This window comes from Acidobacteriota bacterium (assembly GCA_016703965.1).
GTDB lineage: Bacteria > Acidobacteriota > Blastocatellia > Pyrinomonadales > Pyrinomonadaceae > OLB17.
The window spans coordinates 491692-507920 of sequence record JADJBB010000025.1; the positions used below are offsets into that span (position 1 = coordinate 491692).

Annotated in this window: 12 protein-coding genes; 7 read left to right on the forward strand and 5 right to left on the reverse strand. The window is 51.7% G+C overall.

All coding sequences use genetic code 11. The features are described 5' to 3' along the window. Positions 1-40 precede the first annotated feature (40 nt). The 3 genes from IPG22_19680 (at position 41) to IPG22_19690 (ending at position 7355) form a co-directional block, all read left to right on the forward strand. Positions 41-2317 carry a VWA domain-containing protein gene (locus IPG22_19680; protein MBK6590506.1) on the forward strand — a complete coding sequence of 759 codons (2277 nt, stop codon included), beginning with the start codon at positions 41-43 and terminating at the stop codon, positions 2315-2317. Between the two features lie 140 nt (positions 2318-2457). After that, a complete protein-coding gene (locus tag IPG22_19685) occupies positions 2458-3429 on the forward strand; it encodes a hypothetical protein (protein MBK6590507.1) in 972 nt (323 codons plus the stop codon). Between the two features lie 146 nt (positions 3430-3575). Then, complete coding sequence (locus IPG22_19690) at positions 3576-7355, forward strand: carboxypeptidase regulatory-like domain-containing protein (protein ID MBK6590508.1); 3780 nt, start codon at positions 3576-3578, stop codon at positions 7353-7355. 101 nt (positions 7356-7456) lie between these two features. Here the strand turns inward: IPG22_19690 and IPG22_19695 are convergent, their stop codons facing one another. Further along, positions 7457-9184, reverse strand: coding sequence for a S41 family peptidase (locus IPG22_19695; protein ID MBK6590509.1), 1728 nt, complete (start codon positions 9182-9184; stop codon positions 7457-7459). 260 nt (positions 9185-9444) lie between these two features. Further along, positions 9445-9843 (reverse strand): cupin domain-containing protein, encoded by a 399-nt coding sequence (locus IPG22_19700; GenBank protein ID MBK6590510.1) that lies wholly within the window; start codon positions 9841-9843, stop codon positions 9445-9447. A gap of 345 nt (positions 9844-10188) precedes the next feature. Between IPG22_19700 and IPG22_19705 the strand changes: the two genes are divergently transcribed. Then, a complete protein-coding gene (locus IPG22_19705; GenBank protein ID MBK6590511.1) occupies positions 10189-11343 on the forward strand; it encodes an insulinase family protein in 1155 nt (384 codons plus the stop codon). A gap of 96 nt (positions 11344-11439) precedes the next feature. After that, positions 11440-13143, forward strand: a complete 1704-nt coding sequence (locus IPG22_19710) for an insulinase family protein (GenBank protein MBK6590512.1) — start codon at positions 11440-11442, stop codon at positions 13141-13143. A gap of 93 nt (positions 13144-13236) precedes the next feature. Here the strand turns inward: IPG22_19710 and IPG22_19715 are convergent, their stop codons facing one another. The 3 genes from IPG22_19715 to IPG22_19725 all read right to left on the reverse strand — a co-directional run bounded on the left by IPG22_19715 (position 13237) and on the right by IPG22_19725 (position 15022). Continuing rightward, complete coding sequence (locus IPG22_19715) at positions 13237-13635, reverse strand: VOC family protein (protein ID MBK6590513.1); 399 nt, start codon at positions 13633-13635, stop codon at positions 13237-13239. Between the two features lie 14 nt (positions 13636-13649). Next, positions 13650-14081: a VOC family protein gene (locus IPG22_19720; GenBank protein MBK6590514.1), complete on the reverse strand. Its 432-nt coding sequence runs from the start codon at positions 14079-14081 to the stop codon at positions 13650-13652. Between the two features lie 200 nt (positions 14082-14281). Next, entirely contained in the window at positions 14282-15022 is a 741-nt protein-coding gene (locus IPG22_19725) for a hypothetical protein (protein ID MBK6590515.1), read from the reverse strand. A gap of 327 nt (positions 15023-15349) precedes the next feature. Between IPG22_19725 and IPG22_19730 the strand changes: the two genes are divergently transcribed. Both IPG22_19730 and IPG22_19735 read left to right on the forward strand, forming a co-directional pair. Continuing rightward, complete coding sequence (locus IPG22_19730) at positions 15350-15745, forward strand: helix-turn-helix transcriptional regulator (protein MBK6590516.1); 396 nt, start codon at positions 15350-15352, stop codon at positions 15743-15745. 38 nt (positions 15746-15783) lie between these two features. Beyond that, the gene (locus tag IPG22_19735; protein MBK6590517.1) at positions 15784-16182 is read left to right on the forward strand and encodes a hypothetical protein; all 399 of its coding nucleotides are present in this window, start codon (positions 15784-15786) and stop codon (positions 16180-16182) included. Positions 16183-16229 lie beyond the last annotated feature (47 nt).

Consider the following 16229-nt stretch of genomic DNA (forward strand, 5'->3'; position numbering starts at 1 on the left):
ATTCGGCATTGCAGACAGGGCTTTGAGTGCCGGGTTCGTTATGTTGAGATCAATTGCCGTTGTTTTATGTACCGTTTTTGCGGGTTTTTTGTTTTCGAACGCTGTGAAAGCGCAGGGTGTGATCGTACCGATCGTCTGTGATCTGCGTCCATGCCGCCCTCTGCCGCGGCCTTTGCCGCAGCCGCTGCCGAATGCTTTGCCCGTGAAATCCATCCAGCTCGATACCAAGATCAACGGTCAGGTTGCGACGACGCATATCGAGCAGGTATTTCGCAACGATACGCAGTACACGCTCGAGGGAACGTACTTTTTCCCGATCCCGGAGAATGCGTCGATCACTGAGTTTGCGATCTGGGAGAATGGTAAGAAACTTGTCGGCGAGGTTCGCTCTCGTGAGGAAGCACGACGCATATACGACGAGATCGTCCGCCGCCAACGCGATCCGGGTTTGCTGGAATATGCTGGAAAGAATCTCTTTCAGGCATCGATCTTTCCAATCCCGCCAAATTCTGACAAAAAGCTTGAGCTCACATACACCGAGATCCTAAAGGCGGATTCCGGCACGGTTGCGTACAGATATCCGCTCGGAACCGGCCGCAATGTCTGGAACCGCCAGCCGCTGCCGATGGAAGACGTGATCTATAACCGTCAGGGGCCGGGCGTTGGCAAACAGCAGTTTGGCACGATCTCAGGTTCGATCGAGATCGTTGGAAAAGAGGCGTTGAGGAATATCTATTCGCCTTCGCACACGATCGATGTGAAACGAAAAGGCGAAACCGGAGCGAACGTTTCGTTTGAGACAAAAGGTAATGACACCGATTTTCAATTGTTTTACGGCCTGTCGAACGGTGATTTTGGCATGTCGCTCGTCACATATCGGGAACCGGGCAAAGATGGCTATTTCTTGCTGATGCTGTCGCCAAAAGATAACTTGGAAGATCGCGAGATGGTTAACAAAGACATCGTTTTTGTACTCGACACATCCGGTTCGATGGCCGATGAAGGGAAGATGGAAAAGGCCCGCAAGGCTTTGCTTTTCGGCATTCGAACTCTCCGTGACGGCGATCGGTTCAATGTGATCAACTTCGCCGGCGAAGAGCATTTGATGGAAAGCGGATTGATCCCGGCGAACGCGGCCGGAAAGAAACGGGGCGAGGAATTCGTGGGCAAGCTCCAACCGACCGGCGGAACGAATATAAACGATTCGCTGATCGCGTCGTTAAAGCAATTCGATAAAAGCGATCGTCCGAAAATGATGGTCTTTATGACCGATGGCCTGCCGACGGTCGGAGAGACGAACGTCGACCGCATCATCAAAAATGTTCAGACGGTGAAGGTCGACGGGCTGAGGCTGTTCACGTTCGGCGTCGGATACGATGTCAACACGCGTTTGCTCGACAAGATCGCTGCGGAAAACTCGGGCGATGCCGACTACATCGAGCCAAAAGAAGACCTTGAGATCAAGGTTTCGAACTTCTTTTCGAAGGTGAATTCGCCAGTGTTGACTGACCTCGAATTTGATTTTGCCGGCGTCCAGACCGATCTGATGTATCCGCGAAAGCTGAAGGACATCTTCAAGGGAGCTCAGGTTACGATCATCGGTCGATACAAGAATGATAAAGATCTGAAGGACGTAACGCTCCGCCTGCGCGGTAAGAACGGTAAGGAATCGCGAATATTTAGCTACCCGAACCTCGATTTCCCGGTCCGAAGCGAGGGCAATGAATTCCTTCCGCGGCTGTGGGCGACACGCCGTGTTGGCTGGCTGGTCGAGCAGATCAGGTCGAACGGGGAGAACAGGGAACTGCGAGACGAGGTCGTTGATCTCGGAACAAAATACGGCATCGTGACGCCGTACACTTCGTATCTCGCAACCGACGGCAGCGAGAAAGAGTTTAGAAAATCGGACATGACCGGAGGGATAAGGCGAACGCCGGCTCCGGCAAAGTCTATCGCAATGGATGCTCCGAGCGGTGCCGAGGCGATCTCGGCAAGCAAGATGGCTCGTAATCAGCAGGAGCAGATCACACTGGATGGCGTAGGCGTAGACGATAAGGACGGCAACTTCTACAAGAGGAAAGCCAGGGAAGAACAGTCGCTGAAGAAGGTGAATGCGAAAACCTTCTACCTCGAGAATGGTGTCTGGATCGATTCTGAATTCAAGGAAGACGCGAAGATCGCCGAGACACGTATTGCGTTCGCCAGCGAAGCGTACTTCGACCTTGCGTCTAAAGAGAAAGATCTCGGCCAATATCTCGCACTCGGTGAGCAGGTTGTGATCGTATGGAAAGGAAAGGTTTACCGGATCACTAAATAAAGATCCATGTAAACTCAAACCTACAAAATTACATCGGATAAGGTGATTTTTGGCCATCGAACTATTATTCTATTGGCTAACGATCACCTTTTTTCGTCGGAATGCAGGGAAGTTTTGACCTTTCTTTGGGGGGAATAATTTTGAAGATCTATCTACACGCTCTCTTATTGATCTTGATCCTTGGGATCGGAGCAATTGCTCAAACCGGCTGGATCGTTCAACCGTCCAATATAAAGGGCGACTTGGTTGCAGTTTTCTTTACGTCGTCGGACCGTGGCTGGATCGCTGGTGATGACGGCTTTCTTGCTTCGACCACCGACGGCGGTAAGAATTGGGTAAAGTATCCGCTCAACACGACGGAGAATATTAACGAGATCTATTTCCGGAACGACGACAACGGCTATCTGGTCGCCGGAAGGCGAATGTTCATGACTCGTGACGCCGGAAAGACCTGGCAGGACATTCTGATCTATCGGAATGGCGAATTCGGTGCCGGAAGGCCGGAATTCCTGAGTATTCGATTTTCGGACAAGAAGAAAGGCTATGTCATCGGTTCGGTTCTGAGAAAAAGCGGGGCCGATGAGGTTGTCGTCGATTCGCTGCTAATGCGGACCGAGGATGGCGGCGAAACATGGCGGAGGATCACCGTTCCGACCAAGACCGAGCTGTTTCATCTGGATTTTAGCGGAAACTCGCATGGTTGGATCGTCGGTGACGGTGGCGTTGTCCTTCACACGTCAGACGAAGGACTAACCTGGAGAAAACAAGACGCTCAGACCTCGCTCCCGCTTTACCATGTCGATTTTAGAGACGATAACGAAGGCTATATCGTCGGAAAATCGGGAACCATTCTCAGAACAGAAAATGGTGGTTCAACCTGGCAGCCTGTTTTGACGAGTTTCAAAGAGACTTTCATGCGCGTCGATTTTGCCGATGACAAGAATGGTTGGGCCGTCGGTTATGGCGGCAACATTCTCCGCTCGGACAACAAGGGCAAAACATGGACCCGCCAGGAAAGCAACACCCGAAGCCGCCTTTATGGCCTGTACATGGATAAGAAATTCGGCTGGGCCGTGGGCGAAAAAGGCCTAATTCTCCGCTTCAAGAAATAAAAAAGATTACAAATTTGTGGCGAATCGGTGTTTGAGTTAACACCGATGTAAAACTGTGCTATATTGCATAAGAATTTCCAACAAGTTTAAGTGTATTCATCACGTTTTGTGATATCAGCCAATCGATTTTTTGGAGGACTAAGATTATGAGAGAGCGGTTTACGAACGCGTTCGCAGTTTTCGCGTTTTTATGTGTTTTTGCTGTTGCGGCCTTCGCACAGGGAACGACTTCACGAATCACCGGCGTCGTTGCGGACGTTGCGGGAGCCCCGATAGCGGGAGCCACCGTCTCGCTAAAGCAGCAATCAACGGGTTCGGTTCTGAAGACTCAGACCAGCGACAACGGCACCTATGTATTTGATCTGATCCAGGCCGGAACTTATGAAGTAACGGTCGAGAAGGCGGGCTTTAAAAGGTTCGTCTCTTCGGGAAATGCGGCTTTGATCAACCAGCCTTCGACAGTGAACGCAACGCTCCAGGTTGGCGATATTTCGGCAACCGTAAGCGTGACGGGCAGTGCAGAGCAGGTTCAGACCAGCTCATCGGGAAATATCGGAAACACCATCGATCAAAAGACTCTTGAGAGCCTCCCGATCGTCGGACTTCGCGGACGTAACCCTCTCGATCTGCTCAACTTTCAGCCTGGAGTCGTTGTTGGCTCCAACACCGGTGGCGGTGTCAGCGTTCATGGATCGCGAGATCGCTCATTCAATTTCACCCTCGATGGCATCGATATTAACGAGTCGACCGCAGGTGGTTCGAATTTCACGCCGCTTCGTCCAAATCCCGATTCCATACAGGAATTCCAGATCGTTACCTCCAATTTCACCTCCGAGCTTGGCCGCAGCAGCGGTGCGTCGGTGACATTCGTGACACGGTCGGGCACGAACGATTTTCATGGAAATCTGTTCGAGTACTACCAAACCCCTCGATTCAACGCTAAGAGCTATCCCGTGACGATCGCTAAGCTGCCAAAGGATCAATTCGTACAGCATATTTACGGCGGAAGCTTCGGCGGACCGTTGTCGAATTTTGGCCTGGGCGAGGGCGAACCGTTCAAACTGCTCCGAGATAAGGCATTTTTCTTCGTCAACCTTCAGCTTTTGAGAGCTTACGATACTGCTCTCGTGACCAGGACCGTTTACACCCCAACCGCTCGTGCGGGCTTGTATAGATACGTCGTTGGCAGGGCGAACGCCCCGTTTGGCAGTGCAACAGCGGCAGTGGACGCAACCGGAGCTCCGACGCTGCCCCCATGCTCGGCCACCGTTACAACGCTTTGTATTGCAACCTATAACGTAGCGACGGCTCAATCGGTAGCGACGATCGATCCCACTTTGCAGGCATATCTGAATGCTATGCCGACGCCGAACAATTTCACCGCGGGTGACGGCCTCAACACGGCGGGATTCAATTTTGCCTCGCCTCAGCATGAAAAGCAGTATGACTTTTCGAGTAAATTTGATTTCAAATTTAACTCGAAAAACTCAGCGTATGTTCGATATTCTCAGGGAAGCCAGACGAGTCTTGGGGATTCCGCAAACGGCGGCCGTCCGATCTTCCCCAATTCGCCGAATTTTGTCGATACCGGCCGCTTACCGAAGAATCTTGCGGTGAACTGGCGGTGGTCGCCAACGGCAGTTGTCGCTAATGAGTTCATCTATGGCTTGAGCAAATACTTCTTCTCGTTCGCTACGCCGACGCCGGATCCAAATCTTCCGTTCGCGTTCATCAATGCGGCGACACCGAATACGAATTTTAGCTATAACGCCCGAGGCGTCAGGACACATCAGTTCGTCGATAATCTGACGTACGTGAACGGTTCGCATACCTTTAAGACCGGTATCAACTTCCGGTTCAATCAGCACAAAGATGATCGTTCAAGCGTTGCAGGTACATCGATCGAACCAGCCGTAACTCTAAGCGGTACTGCAGGCGGCGATACGGGATTTAACTACCCGACATCTGCGTTCATTCAGACGGCTGACCTGACGCGGCTCCGGAACACGGTTGCGGACCTTCTTGGACGCATCGGTTCAGTTTCGCAGGCCTTTGTTGCGGACCCGACCAACGGCGGCGGCTTCCTGCCGCGCGGCTCAAGATGGATAAACAAGGCGAACTATAAGGAATATGATTTCTACGGCCAGGATAACTGGCGCGTGAAATCCAATCTCGTATTTGATATCGGCCTGCGCTGGGAAGTTCGTGCGACACCTGAGCTGGCTAACCGCCCCTTGCTCGTGCCTAACCAGGCAGTCAAGTTAGGTGCAGCTCCATCGAACTCGATCCGCTGGGTCGAGGGCGAACTGTTCAAGACGGCGTATAACAACATTCAGCCGTCAGTCGGTTTTGCATGGGATCCGTTTAAGAGTGGTAAGACCTCGATAAGAGGTAACTATCGCCTTGCTTCGGACCGCTTTGCAACCTTCCTTTTCGGATCGAGCATCTTTCAGAGCACGCCAGGAAATGCTCTAGGCGCGACAAATTCAAACTTTGGTGCGGCGGGCGGACTTTATAGAAATATCAGTTCCGCTATCAGCGGGTTACTTCCCACCCTAACGCCTGATCAAGCTCGTACTCCGGCTTCGTTCGGCACGGGGTCGATCAGCGTCATCGATCCGGATCTTCAATATCCTCAAATTCACTCGTTCTCGCTCAGTTTTCAGCGTGAGATCGGCAATGGAAATGTAATCGAGGCGACGTATATTCGCAAGCACGCGGTACACCTGCTTGGCGGATACAACGCCAACCAGGCGAATATTTTCGCATCTGTAAGTTCACCTGCAATTACCGACGGAGCTAACACGTTCATCTCTGCGTTCAACCTGCTTCGCAACAATTCGGCAGCGAACTCGCAGCTGATCAATCTCCTGATGTCGGGTAATGCGAACAACAATAACGGCTCGGCTCGCTTCCGTGCTCTCAATACAACTGCTCTCGCAGCAACTGGAGCAGGCTCTGGAGCGGCTGGCTCAGCGGCTGTCACGCTTTCGCAGAGGACCTGTCAGGCGGCAGATGTCACGGCGACGATCTGCACGGCTGCCCAGCTCAACCAACGGCTGTTGGATGTTAATGGATTTCCGTTCTTGATCCAGCCATATCCGCAGTTCACGGGTGGCCTGAACGTCTTCGACAGCAACGATTACTCAAATTACAACGCAGTCGAACTCCTCTTCAAACGCCGTATGACCGCCGGACTCAGTTTCCAACTGGCATATACTTGGTCGAAGTCGAAGGACAATCGTTCGTGGGATCCTTCACTATCCACGATCAATACTGCAAACTCGCAAGCGGGATCCGCTACGCCGTTCGACCTCCGCGATCGTTCGCTAAACTACGCGTTATCTGATTTTGACCGTACGCATGTCTTCCAGGCTCTTTATGTTTATGAACTGCCTTTCGGCAAAGACAAGGCGTTCGACTCGGGCAATCGGGCCTTAAATTACCTGATCGGCGGATGGCAGTTGTCGGGAACTGCTCTTTGGCAGACGGGCCGGCCTTTCACGGTTTATTCCGGAGCAAATACGGTCAGCAACGTTATTCAATCGCCGGCGAACTGCAATGGCTGTACCCCGAATATGGGCCAGGTCGTTGTCGAGAATGGCGTCAACTACTACTTCACGGCTGCACAAAGGGCGATGTTCAGCGCACCTAATCCAGGCACCCTCGGAAATACGGGTAGAAACTTCTTCCGCAACGCGAAGTATTTCCAGACCGATCTCTCGGTGCTCAGGAAATTCAAGTTCAACGAGAAGTGGGCATTTGATTTCCGCGTGGATCTCAGAAACCTGACAAATACCCCGAACTTCGATATTTCGGCGTCGAACAACAATCTGACCTTCAATAATACGGCCTTTGGACGCATCCTCGATGGCGTTGCTAATGCCGCTCGTAGAGTTCAGATATCGGGCAAGCTCTCCTTCTAGGGCCGGATAGATATCTGGTTTTAGCATGGAACTAAAACGCCCCGTCCTGATCAGGACGGGGCTTTTTTTTCCGGCGAGATCTCGAAGGCCGGATGTATTTGCTATTTGTTTTGTTGACGTCTGATCTTAGCGGCAAGGGACGCAAGCTGGGCGGCATTCGGGAGGGTTTCGACCGCCTTGGCAACCTGCGGATCGTCTTCGATGAGCACTTGATTTGCAGAGATCGCACCGAACGATGCCATGATGATGTTGTAGCGAAGTCTAAGCTTTATAAAGGTGGTCGAGCGTTTCAGCGCCGCCTGGCTATAGCCTCCATTTTCCGGTCTTGAAGCCCATAAATTGAATTCTGCCAGCAGCGAATCTGTAACTGGGAAGTCACGCGGAGTTATCCGTTTCCCGAATGTCACGGGGATAGACCGATAGCTCTCCTGGCCAGCCACGCGCCCGTTAACTAGATCTCTTGTGAACACAAATATTGGATCGAGTAATGCAAGATCGGAATCCGCAACATCCTCCACCTTGACGATCTCATCGGGCTGAATGCCGTCGCCGCCGTAAACCTTGCGGTCGGTGATCGTTCTCGCTTCAAAAAACGGCTTATCTATCTCAGCGACATTAGCCTTATGGCTGTAGTAATCGTAAAGGGCGATCTTCGAGTAGTCGCGCTGGATCGACCTGCCGGAGGGCGTCAAATACCTTGCAGTCGTGAGTGTTAATCCGGTCTTGCTCGGCAGGTCTATCACACTCTGTACAAGACCTTTCCCGAACGTTCGTTCGCCTACGATCATTGCCCGGTCGTCATCCTGAAAAGCTCCGGCGACGATCTCTGAGGCGGATGCGGTATCCTCATTTACGAGAACAACCAAAGGCATCTGCTCAGGGTTGTTATTCATCGATCTCCAAACGCGGTTGTCGATGCGAGAGCGGCCACGCTGGGTTAGGATAAGCGTTCCCGCGGGCAGGAATTTTTCAGCTACCTTTACCGCTTGATCAACGATGCCGCCGCCGTTTCCGCGAAGATCCAGGATCAGAGATCTCATTCCGCCGCGTTTAAGCTCGGCCATCGCGGCGTCGAGTTCGTCCGCGGTTGTGTAATTAAACCCCTCTGAAAGCTCGACATAACCGACGCCGGGGCGAAGCATATAGGCATCCGGGATCGACGGCTGCGGAACTCGATTGCGACGGATCTCGATCGTTTCCAACCGATTCGAGGCTGCTCGCTGAACGGTCAGCCGGAATGTTGTTCCATTTGCTCCCCGGATCTTGTCTCTGACAGTATCGGAATCTTTATCGGCCATTTTCTCGCCGTTAATGGCGACTATCTTGTCCCCATACTTGAGCTGGGCACGCGCGGCGGATGATCCTGGGAAAGTTGCGATGATATAGGTGTCGGTAACGCCGTTCCACGAGAAATTCGCGATCGTCGCTCCTATGCCCGTGTAGCCGCTTCGCTGCTCATCGAGCAGGTCCTTCCATTCGGCCGGGTCGTAATAATTCGAATGAGGATCTAAAGAGCGTAGCATTCCATCTAAGGACCGCTTGGTTAACTCACTCGGTGTTGAGACCGACCGGTCGAAGTAGTTGCGGGCGATCAGATCTTCAGCTTCACGGATCTCGGAGGCGATCTTGGCCGCTTTTTCACCGATCTCACTCGAATTTCCAAACGTTCGAACGTCAGGCGATCCGCCCGAAGCGGAAAAGGTGCTGCCGGTCCGGATGGTGAATGGATCAGCTTGGTTTAGCGGGGCTTTTTGGATTTGCGCCGTGAGCGTACCGGTCGAGATCGAAAAAAGGAGGGTAAAACATGCGATTCGGCGCGAGATGCTCATAGTATATTAGGCAAGCCAGTATCCGCAGACAAAGATCGGGATCGGTCCGGACGATCGTCACCTGAAAAAAAAAGATCGGCAGCCCTGGCGGCACCCAGGCGGCCACCGATCACAATGTTGAATGCCTTATTTATATACCGAAAAGGGGTTCCTTTCCAAATAAATCGTGGGTGTGCGGGAGAATCGTTAGCAGCTCACTTTAAAAAAAGGACCCGCCGACAGAACCGGCGGATCCGTTATCGCGTTGTTATGGACGGAACCTATTCGGTCGTGACGCCGTCAAATTCCTCTTTGATCGTTTCCGCATCGTGTTTGGTCGCTCGGATTATACCGTCCTTGTGATGAGCCGGCGAGTAGATCGTGTACATCTTCAGGGATTCCGTCGCCGACGTATTGATGATATTGTGCTGAGCACCGCTCGGTACAACGACCGCATCGCCATCGGAAAGCAAGTATTCGCTGCCATCGATGATACATTTACCGTTCCCTTTCTCTACACGGAAGAATTGATCATTCGACGCGTGAGTCTCGAGGCCGATCTCCTCATTCGGCAGTAAACTCATGAGTACAAGCTGGCTGTGTTTTGATGTATATAGAACCTTCCGAAAATTATCATTCGCAACCGCATCGTTTTCAATCGCTGATTTGAAGCCTTTCATATTTTTATTCACCTCTAATGCTTAAGATCTTAGCGTCAAGGAGCTCACTTGTAAGTGCGATTGGTCACATTCGCGAACCAAGAAGCCAACGCGGATGAGCGACTGATGTTTTTGCTTTTTTACACTCAAAATGTTCTGATTGAAGTGTTCCGAGCTTCGGCCTGCTGTCCTAAAAACATGGGTTGAAGTGAGATATTGCCGGAACAGCAACTGAATTATTTATGTCAGAAACATTCAAATTGCCGCCGCTCGAAATTGAGGAATACAGCCTTGCAAACGGCCTTCGGGTCGTCCTAAATCCTGATAATTCAATTCCGGTCGTCTCGATCGCCGTTTATTACAACGTTGGTTCGCGAAACGAGCGCGACGACCGTACGGGCTTTTGCACATCTCTTCGAGCACATGATGTTCCAGGGTTCCGAAAACGTGCCAAAGGCGGGCCACTTTCAGCACATAATGAAGGCCGGCGGCACGATGAACGGAACTACGTCGAGCGAGCGTACGAATTATTACGAAACGCTCCCGGCAAACCAATTGCCGCTTGCTCTTTGGCTGGAATCGGATAGGATGCGTTCGCTCGCGGTGACGCAGGAGAACCTCGACAACCAACGCGAAGCCGTTAAAGAAGAGAAGCGTTTGCGGTATGACAACCAGCCGTACGGGCAGATATTTGACCTGATCAATGAGATGATCTACAAGAATTTCGCCAATTCACACTCGACGATCGGTTCGATGGATCACCTCGATGCAGCTACTGTCGAAGATGTTCAGGAATTTTTCCGGATCTATTACGCACCAAATAATGCCGTGCTGGTGCTGTCAGGAGCCTTCGAAACCTCAACGGCGAAAGAGCTGGTCGAGACTTATTTTGGCGACATCGAGTCGCAGCCTTTGCCGCCTGAGCTGGACGTGACCGAGCCGGCTGAGGTTGCTGCGAATTACAAGGAATGGGAAGACAAACTCGCTCCGTTTCCGGCTTTTTTGATCGGCTGGAAGATACCGCCGCGTCGCTCGCCGGAATTTTATGCATTGTATCTGGCCGGTAAGGTGCTTTATGACGGTGACAGTTCGCGGCTTTATCAAAAGCTTGTGAAAGGCGAGGAATCGGTCATTCAGCTATTTGGCTTCACGGACGAACGCCGCGGCCCGTCAAGCATTTTCATCGGAGCGATCCCGAAACCGGAAAAAGATCTGAGCCGGATCCGTGAAACGATCATGAAAGAGATCCACGATCTCGCCGCCCACGGGCCGACTTCCGAAGAGATGGAAAAGATCGAAAATCAGCTCATCAATGACTCCGTCCGCATGCGTCAATCGTCAATGGCACGTGCTCAACAGATCGCGGAATTCGCTTTGTACGACGGCGATCCAGAGCTCATCAACAGTGAATTAGACGCTCTTTTATCGGTCACGGCCGACCATATCCGCCATGCGGTGGGCAAATTCTTGAACACAGAAAACCGGGCACTGCTTGATGTAGTCCCTGCCGGCAAAGGATAAGACTTTAACGCAAAGTAGCAAAGGAGCAAAGACGCAATGTTTTTGAATTCCTTTGCGTCTTTGCAGCTTAGCGTCTTTGCGTTAAGAAGATCAGATATGACACCAGAACTCAGAAAAAATCCTCCGGCGCCGTTGGCTCCGGTTTCTTTCGACATTCAGAAGCCATTTGAGACCAAGCTCGACAACGGTTTACGCGTCGTGATCGTGGAAAATGAGAGGCTTCCGCTCGTGAGCTACCGTCTGGCGTTCGAGAGTGGCGACATAAACGATCCCGATGGTATGACCGGGCTGACATCGGCGATGACGGCGATGTTGACTGAGGGAACTGAGAATTATTCGAGTCTTCAGCTTGCCGAAAAGATCGAGCGGCTCGGCTCGAGCGTCGGAGCGAGTGCGTCGGACGATTTCACGATCGTCTCTGCATCGGCCCTGTCGCTTTACAGCTCGGAAATACTGCATCTGCTTGCCGAGGTCGTTTTGCGGCCGACTTTTCCGGAGAGCGAACTTGATCTCTATCGCCGCAACACCATCGAGAATCTGAAATTCCAGCGTTCGCAGCCGGGATTTCTCGCAGGTGAGCAGGCAGCTCGCCTGATCTATGGCGAACATCCATACTCTAAAGTTTCGCCGACAGCTGCGGATATTGAAAAGATCGACCGCGAAACCCTTGCTAAGTTTCATTCGGGAAGCTTTGTTCCAAATAACGCGATGTTCATTGTTGTTGGCGATGTAAATCGAGACGAATTCATCGCTGAGCTCAACGAATTGTTTGGCGATTGGCAGCCTGGAAATGTGGGCAAGAAAGCGTTTCCTGAACCGCCAAAGCGCGATTCACGCAGCCTGACGATCGTCGACCGTCCTGGGTCCGCCCAGTCAAATATCGTCATTACGAACCTCGGCGTAAAGCGCGTCGATTCTGATTATTTCCCGCTGATCGTGATGAACCAGGTCCTCGGAGCCGGGGCTTCGTCCCGTATATTCATGAATCTGCGTGAGGAAAAGGGCTACACCTACGGGGCGTATACACGCCTGGAATCCAAACGGCTCGCCGGCGATTTCGAGGCGACGGCTGAGGTTCGTTCTTCAGTTACGGGAGATTCGCTCAAGGAATTCTTCTATGAACTAGACCGTATTCGCAGTGAAAAGGTCGGCGAAGACGAGCTGCAGGATGCTAAGAATTTCCTGACCGGCGTTTTTCCAATACGTGCGGAAACGCAGGAAGGTTTGACGAATTTGATCGTCAACCAGCAGCTCTATGGGCTGCCGGATGATTATCTGCAGACATACCGCGATAACATCAATGCGGTTACGGTCGATGAAGTTCAACGGGTTGCCGTGAAGCACATTCGTCCCGACGAGGTGGCGATCGTGATCGTAGGCGATGCCGAGGAAGTCTTGCCGCAGGCCCGCGAATATGCCGATTCCGTCGAAATATTCGATACCGAGGGTGTCGAGCAGGACGAAGCCAAATACGTTGTCGGCGACAGCGGTGAAACGGCGGATGTGGCAGGGAAGTGGAAACTCGTGATCGATTTTCAGGGCCAGCAATTACCTGTTTCGCTTAAGCTCGAGCAAGATGGCGAATGCGTCACAGGCGTTCTCGAAACAATGCTCGGCAACGGCAAGATAGCCGATGGCAAAGTTTCAGGCAGCAAACTCGCCGCAACCGCCCTCGCCGAAATGCAGGGCCAGCCCATTGAATTTGTGATAACAGGAAAGGTCGACGGCGATTCGATGAGCGGAACTTTGACGGCCCCGATCGTCCCCGATCCATTGCCGTTCACCGGGACCAGAACGTAATAGAAAGAAGAGAGACCAGCTAAAATACACGAAAAGACACGAAATAGAAGAACGCAAATTTCGTGTCTTTTTGTGTTATTTCGTGGTTACTTCTTATGCTTTCGGGCGTTCGAACTGGATGATCGCGAAGCTCGCTCCTGATGGGTCCGCGACCATCGACATTCTGCCGACACCTGGTGCGTCGAAAGGCGGGATGTGAACGGTTCCGCCGTTTGCGGTTATTTTTGCGACGGTTTCGTCCGTATCGTCGACCGCGATATAGTTTGCCCAGTGCGAGGGAAGTTCGCCCCATTCATCGCCCATAGGTAGAAAACCACCGGTGGCGGTTCCGTTATGAACAATCTCTTTGTACGGTATGTCGGGGCTGACTTTGGATTGTTCGAGCGACCAACCGAAGAGCTTTGTGTAGAATTCGGTTGCGGCACCAAGGTCTTCTGTTCGTAGTTCGCGCCAGCATATCTCGCCGGCTGCGGGTATATTAAAATCTGCCATGATCTTTTCTCCTCCTAGCTCTTCATCTTAAAGGTCGCAAACATCGCTCCGGACGGGTCGGCAATGATAGCAAAACGGCCCGCGTTGGGAATGTCCATTGGTTCTTTAATGACCTTGCCGCCGAGCTCGACCGCCAGTTTGGCATTCTCATCAACATCATCAACCGCGATGTAGGTGAGAAAATGCGGCGGCGGTGGAGCTTCGCCTTCAGGGCACATCTCGGGCGTGATCTGGTAGAGACCGCCAGTCGGATAACCGCCGCCGATTGAAAATTCATGGTACGCAAATCCATCTGTGGACGCATTACTATCCTGAAAAATCCAGCCGAAAACGTTCGCATAAAACGCTTTTGCCTGGTCGGCATCGTTGCTGGCGATCTCAGTCCAGCAAAAATCGCCGTGTCCGGGCCCCGAAAACGCGGCCATTTCACTTGCTTCTTGTGACATATGTTCACTCCTTTTGGTTAAGTTGAGAAAAGTACCCTATTCTGCTTCGAATAACAGGTTTTACGCAAGTGGGAGTAAGTTAGTTCTTTGTTAAATATCGTGTGGGAGTTTCGAGCTGCGGCCCATTGTATTTGCGCTTCATGGAGAAAGCTTGGATGGACGAGCCGCAGCTCAAAACACTGGTTGCCGCGTTACCGGCATTAGCTAGCACGACGGATCGGAAGAACGCCGTTTCTCTGAATATTCTGTAAGTGGTCGATCAGATCGGACGCCGAACGCTTTGACAGTTCCGAAACACTGCATTTCATCAAGTCCATACACTCCTTTGCGGCATCGATGTCACCGTCTCGAGCGAGCGATCGGATCATGCCGAGCTGCTTTGGCGTGACGAGATCGCCGAGAGTCTTCGCAACTGAATCTTCGAACTTTCTCGGCTCCGTCGTCGAAACGGCCGCTGCTTCTGCCGTCACAACCGATTCCTCACCGTTTATCGAATCGAACTCACGCTTATAAAGCTCTCTCGCAATACCAAACTTAACGGCTGCACGTTTCAGAGCGTCGTGCTCGGCTTTCTTGATGCCCGTTTCGCTCGCAACGCGGCCTGTGCCGATGCCTTCGCGGGTGACACCATCGATAGTGATCGCAACCGTAACGGTAATAATGTCGCCGATCGGGCGAATGTCCTTGATCGAGTGGCCCCAGTTCGGAGCGTGTTCGTCGAGAATGTCGGCGACCGTGTGCCATTCAACATATTCGACCATATGCGTTTGGCCATTACGATCACGGCGTCCGGCACGCTGGCGGACAAGATTTGGATCTACCGTTTTTCGCAGCTCCTTTAATGTAGTCGAAAAATCGAGCACATTGCTCGCTGTCTCATTTAGCTCAAACAAGGTTGCCGTTTCGGCAGCTTTCGGTTCGTTTAGTGCGTTGCGTTTCATTTCGTTTCTCCTTCGTGTCTACAAATCGGGCTGCGATGTGACCTATATATATATCGGATCGTCTGATCATCCGATCTCATCCATCACCGTACCCGAGTTTCTGTTCGCGGCATGTCAGACACATGCGACTCAGTTTTCATGTCAAGAGATAGTTAGGGGAATATCGATTCACCGTTCCATCTGTGAAACAGTGTATCTGAAAAATAAAAGTGTTGCAAGTATGAAATGAGGTGTTGCAATTAAAAATATCGTGTGTTATGTTTTATCTGTGCAATAGCAATGGCATTAATGGCACTTGCAAAACCATGGAGGATAAAACACAAAATTATGGCATTTAATAGGAATGAAAGTTTGATCAACACGGGCGAGCTGGGCAAAGCGATCAAGCGCCGCCGCGAGGAATTGAAACTTAGCTTACGCGATGTAGCTGATGTGACCGACGTATCAGCATCGACGCTCTCGCGTATCGAAAACGGAACGGGCCGTCCCGACGCGGACAACATCGCCCGTCTGACACAGTGGCTCGACATGCCGGTCGATCGTCTCATGACGAAACACACCGACGACAACATCGAACCGGTCATCTATTATCCACACGAACCGACCACCGACATTATCGAAGCTCACCTGCGTGACGATAAAAATCTTACGCCAGAAACAGCAAACGCTCTGTCGGAGCTTTTCCGCGTCGCATACAAACAGTTCAGCAACAGCAAACAGTAAATTACTCACGACCAAAAATAAACACCACAATAGATAAAATGAATCACACAGCGAACAAAAGCACGATAGCGGAATTTGGCGGAATGGTCAGTTTTGACACGACGTTTGTGTTGTTTTTTCTGGCGATGGAGTACGGCCGCAGCACTCAGATGTTCTCGATCGACGCAGTTTTGATGGGAATAACAACGCTGATGGTACTCGCTCTGCCGTACTTTCTGCCTTCGCTATACGAAAAGCCAACTTACATGAACTGGCTCGCCGGCCGCGGAGTCATCGCTGTGTTCGGAATGCTGCTCGGCCTGGTATTTAGGCAGAGCGTCGGTGTGGTCCTGCCTGAATCGCTTCGGTATCTCCCAATGACATTTTTGGTCCTGACGGCAATGGTTAGCTGCTACATACAGTTTTACAGCTTGATGAAACTCCGCCTGGCAAAATAGGCAAAAGGCGCCAGTTGGAGTAATTAAAAAGATCCGCATACGTCTCG

Bases quoted from the DNA above. Each gene is read 5' to 3' on its own strand.
- IPG22_19695 (MBK6590509.1), bottom strand. From the start codon at position 9,184: ATGAGCATCTCGCGCCGAATCGCATGTTTTACCCTCCTTTTTTCGATC.
- IPG22_19715 (MBK6590513.1), bottom strand. From the start codon at position 13,635: ATGGCAGATTTTAATATACCCGCAGCCGGCGAGATATGCTGGCGCGAA.
- IPG22_19735 (MBK6590517.1), top strand. From the start codon at position 15,784: ATGAATCACACAGCGAACAAAAGCACGATAGCGGAATTTGGCGGAATG.
- IPG22_19680 (MBK6590506.1), top strand. From the start codon at position 41: ATGTTGAGATCAATTGCCGTTGTTTTATGTACCGTTTTTGCGGGTTTT.
- IPG22_19730 (MBK6590516.1), top strand. From the start codon at position 15,350: ATGGCATTTAATAGGAATGAAAGTTTGATCAACACGGGCGAGCTGGGC.
- IPG22_19700 (MBK6590510.1), bottom strand. From the start codon at position 9,843: ATGAAAGGCTTCAAATCAGCGATTGAAAACGATGCGGTTGCGAATGAT.
- IPG22_19725 (MBK6590515.1), bottom strand. From the start codon at position 15,022: ATGAAACGCAACGCACTAAACGAACCGAAAGCTGCCGAAACGGCAACC.
- IPG22_19720 (MBK6590514.1), bottom strand. From the start codon at position 14,081: ATGTCACAAGAAGCAAGTGAAATGGCCGCGTTTTCGGGGCCCGGACAC.
- IPG22_19710 (MBK6590512.1), top strand. From the start codon at position 11,440: ATGACACCAGAACTCAGAAAAAATCCTCCGGCGCCGTTGGCTCCGGTT.
- IPG22_19690 (MBK6590508.1), top strand. From the start codon at position 3,576: ATGAGAGAGCGGTTTACGAACGCGTTCGCAGTTTTCGCGTTTTTATGT.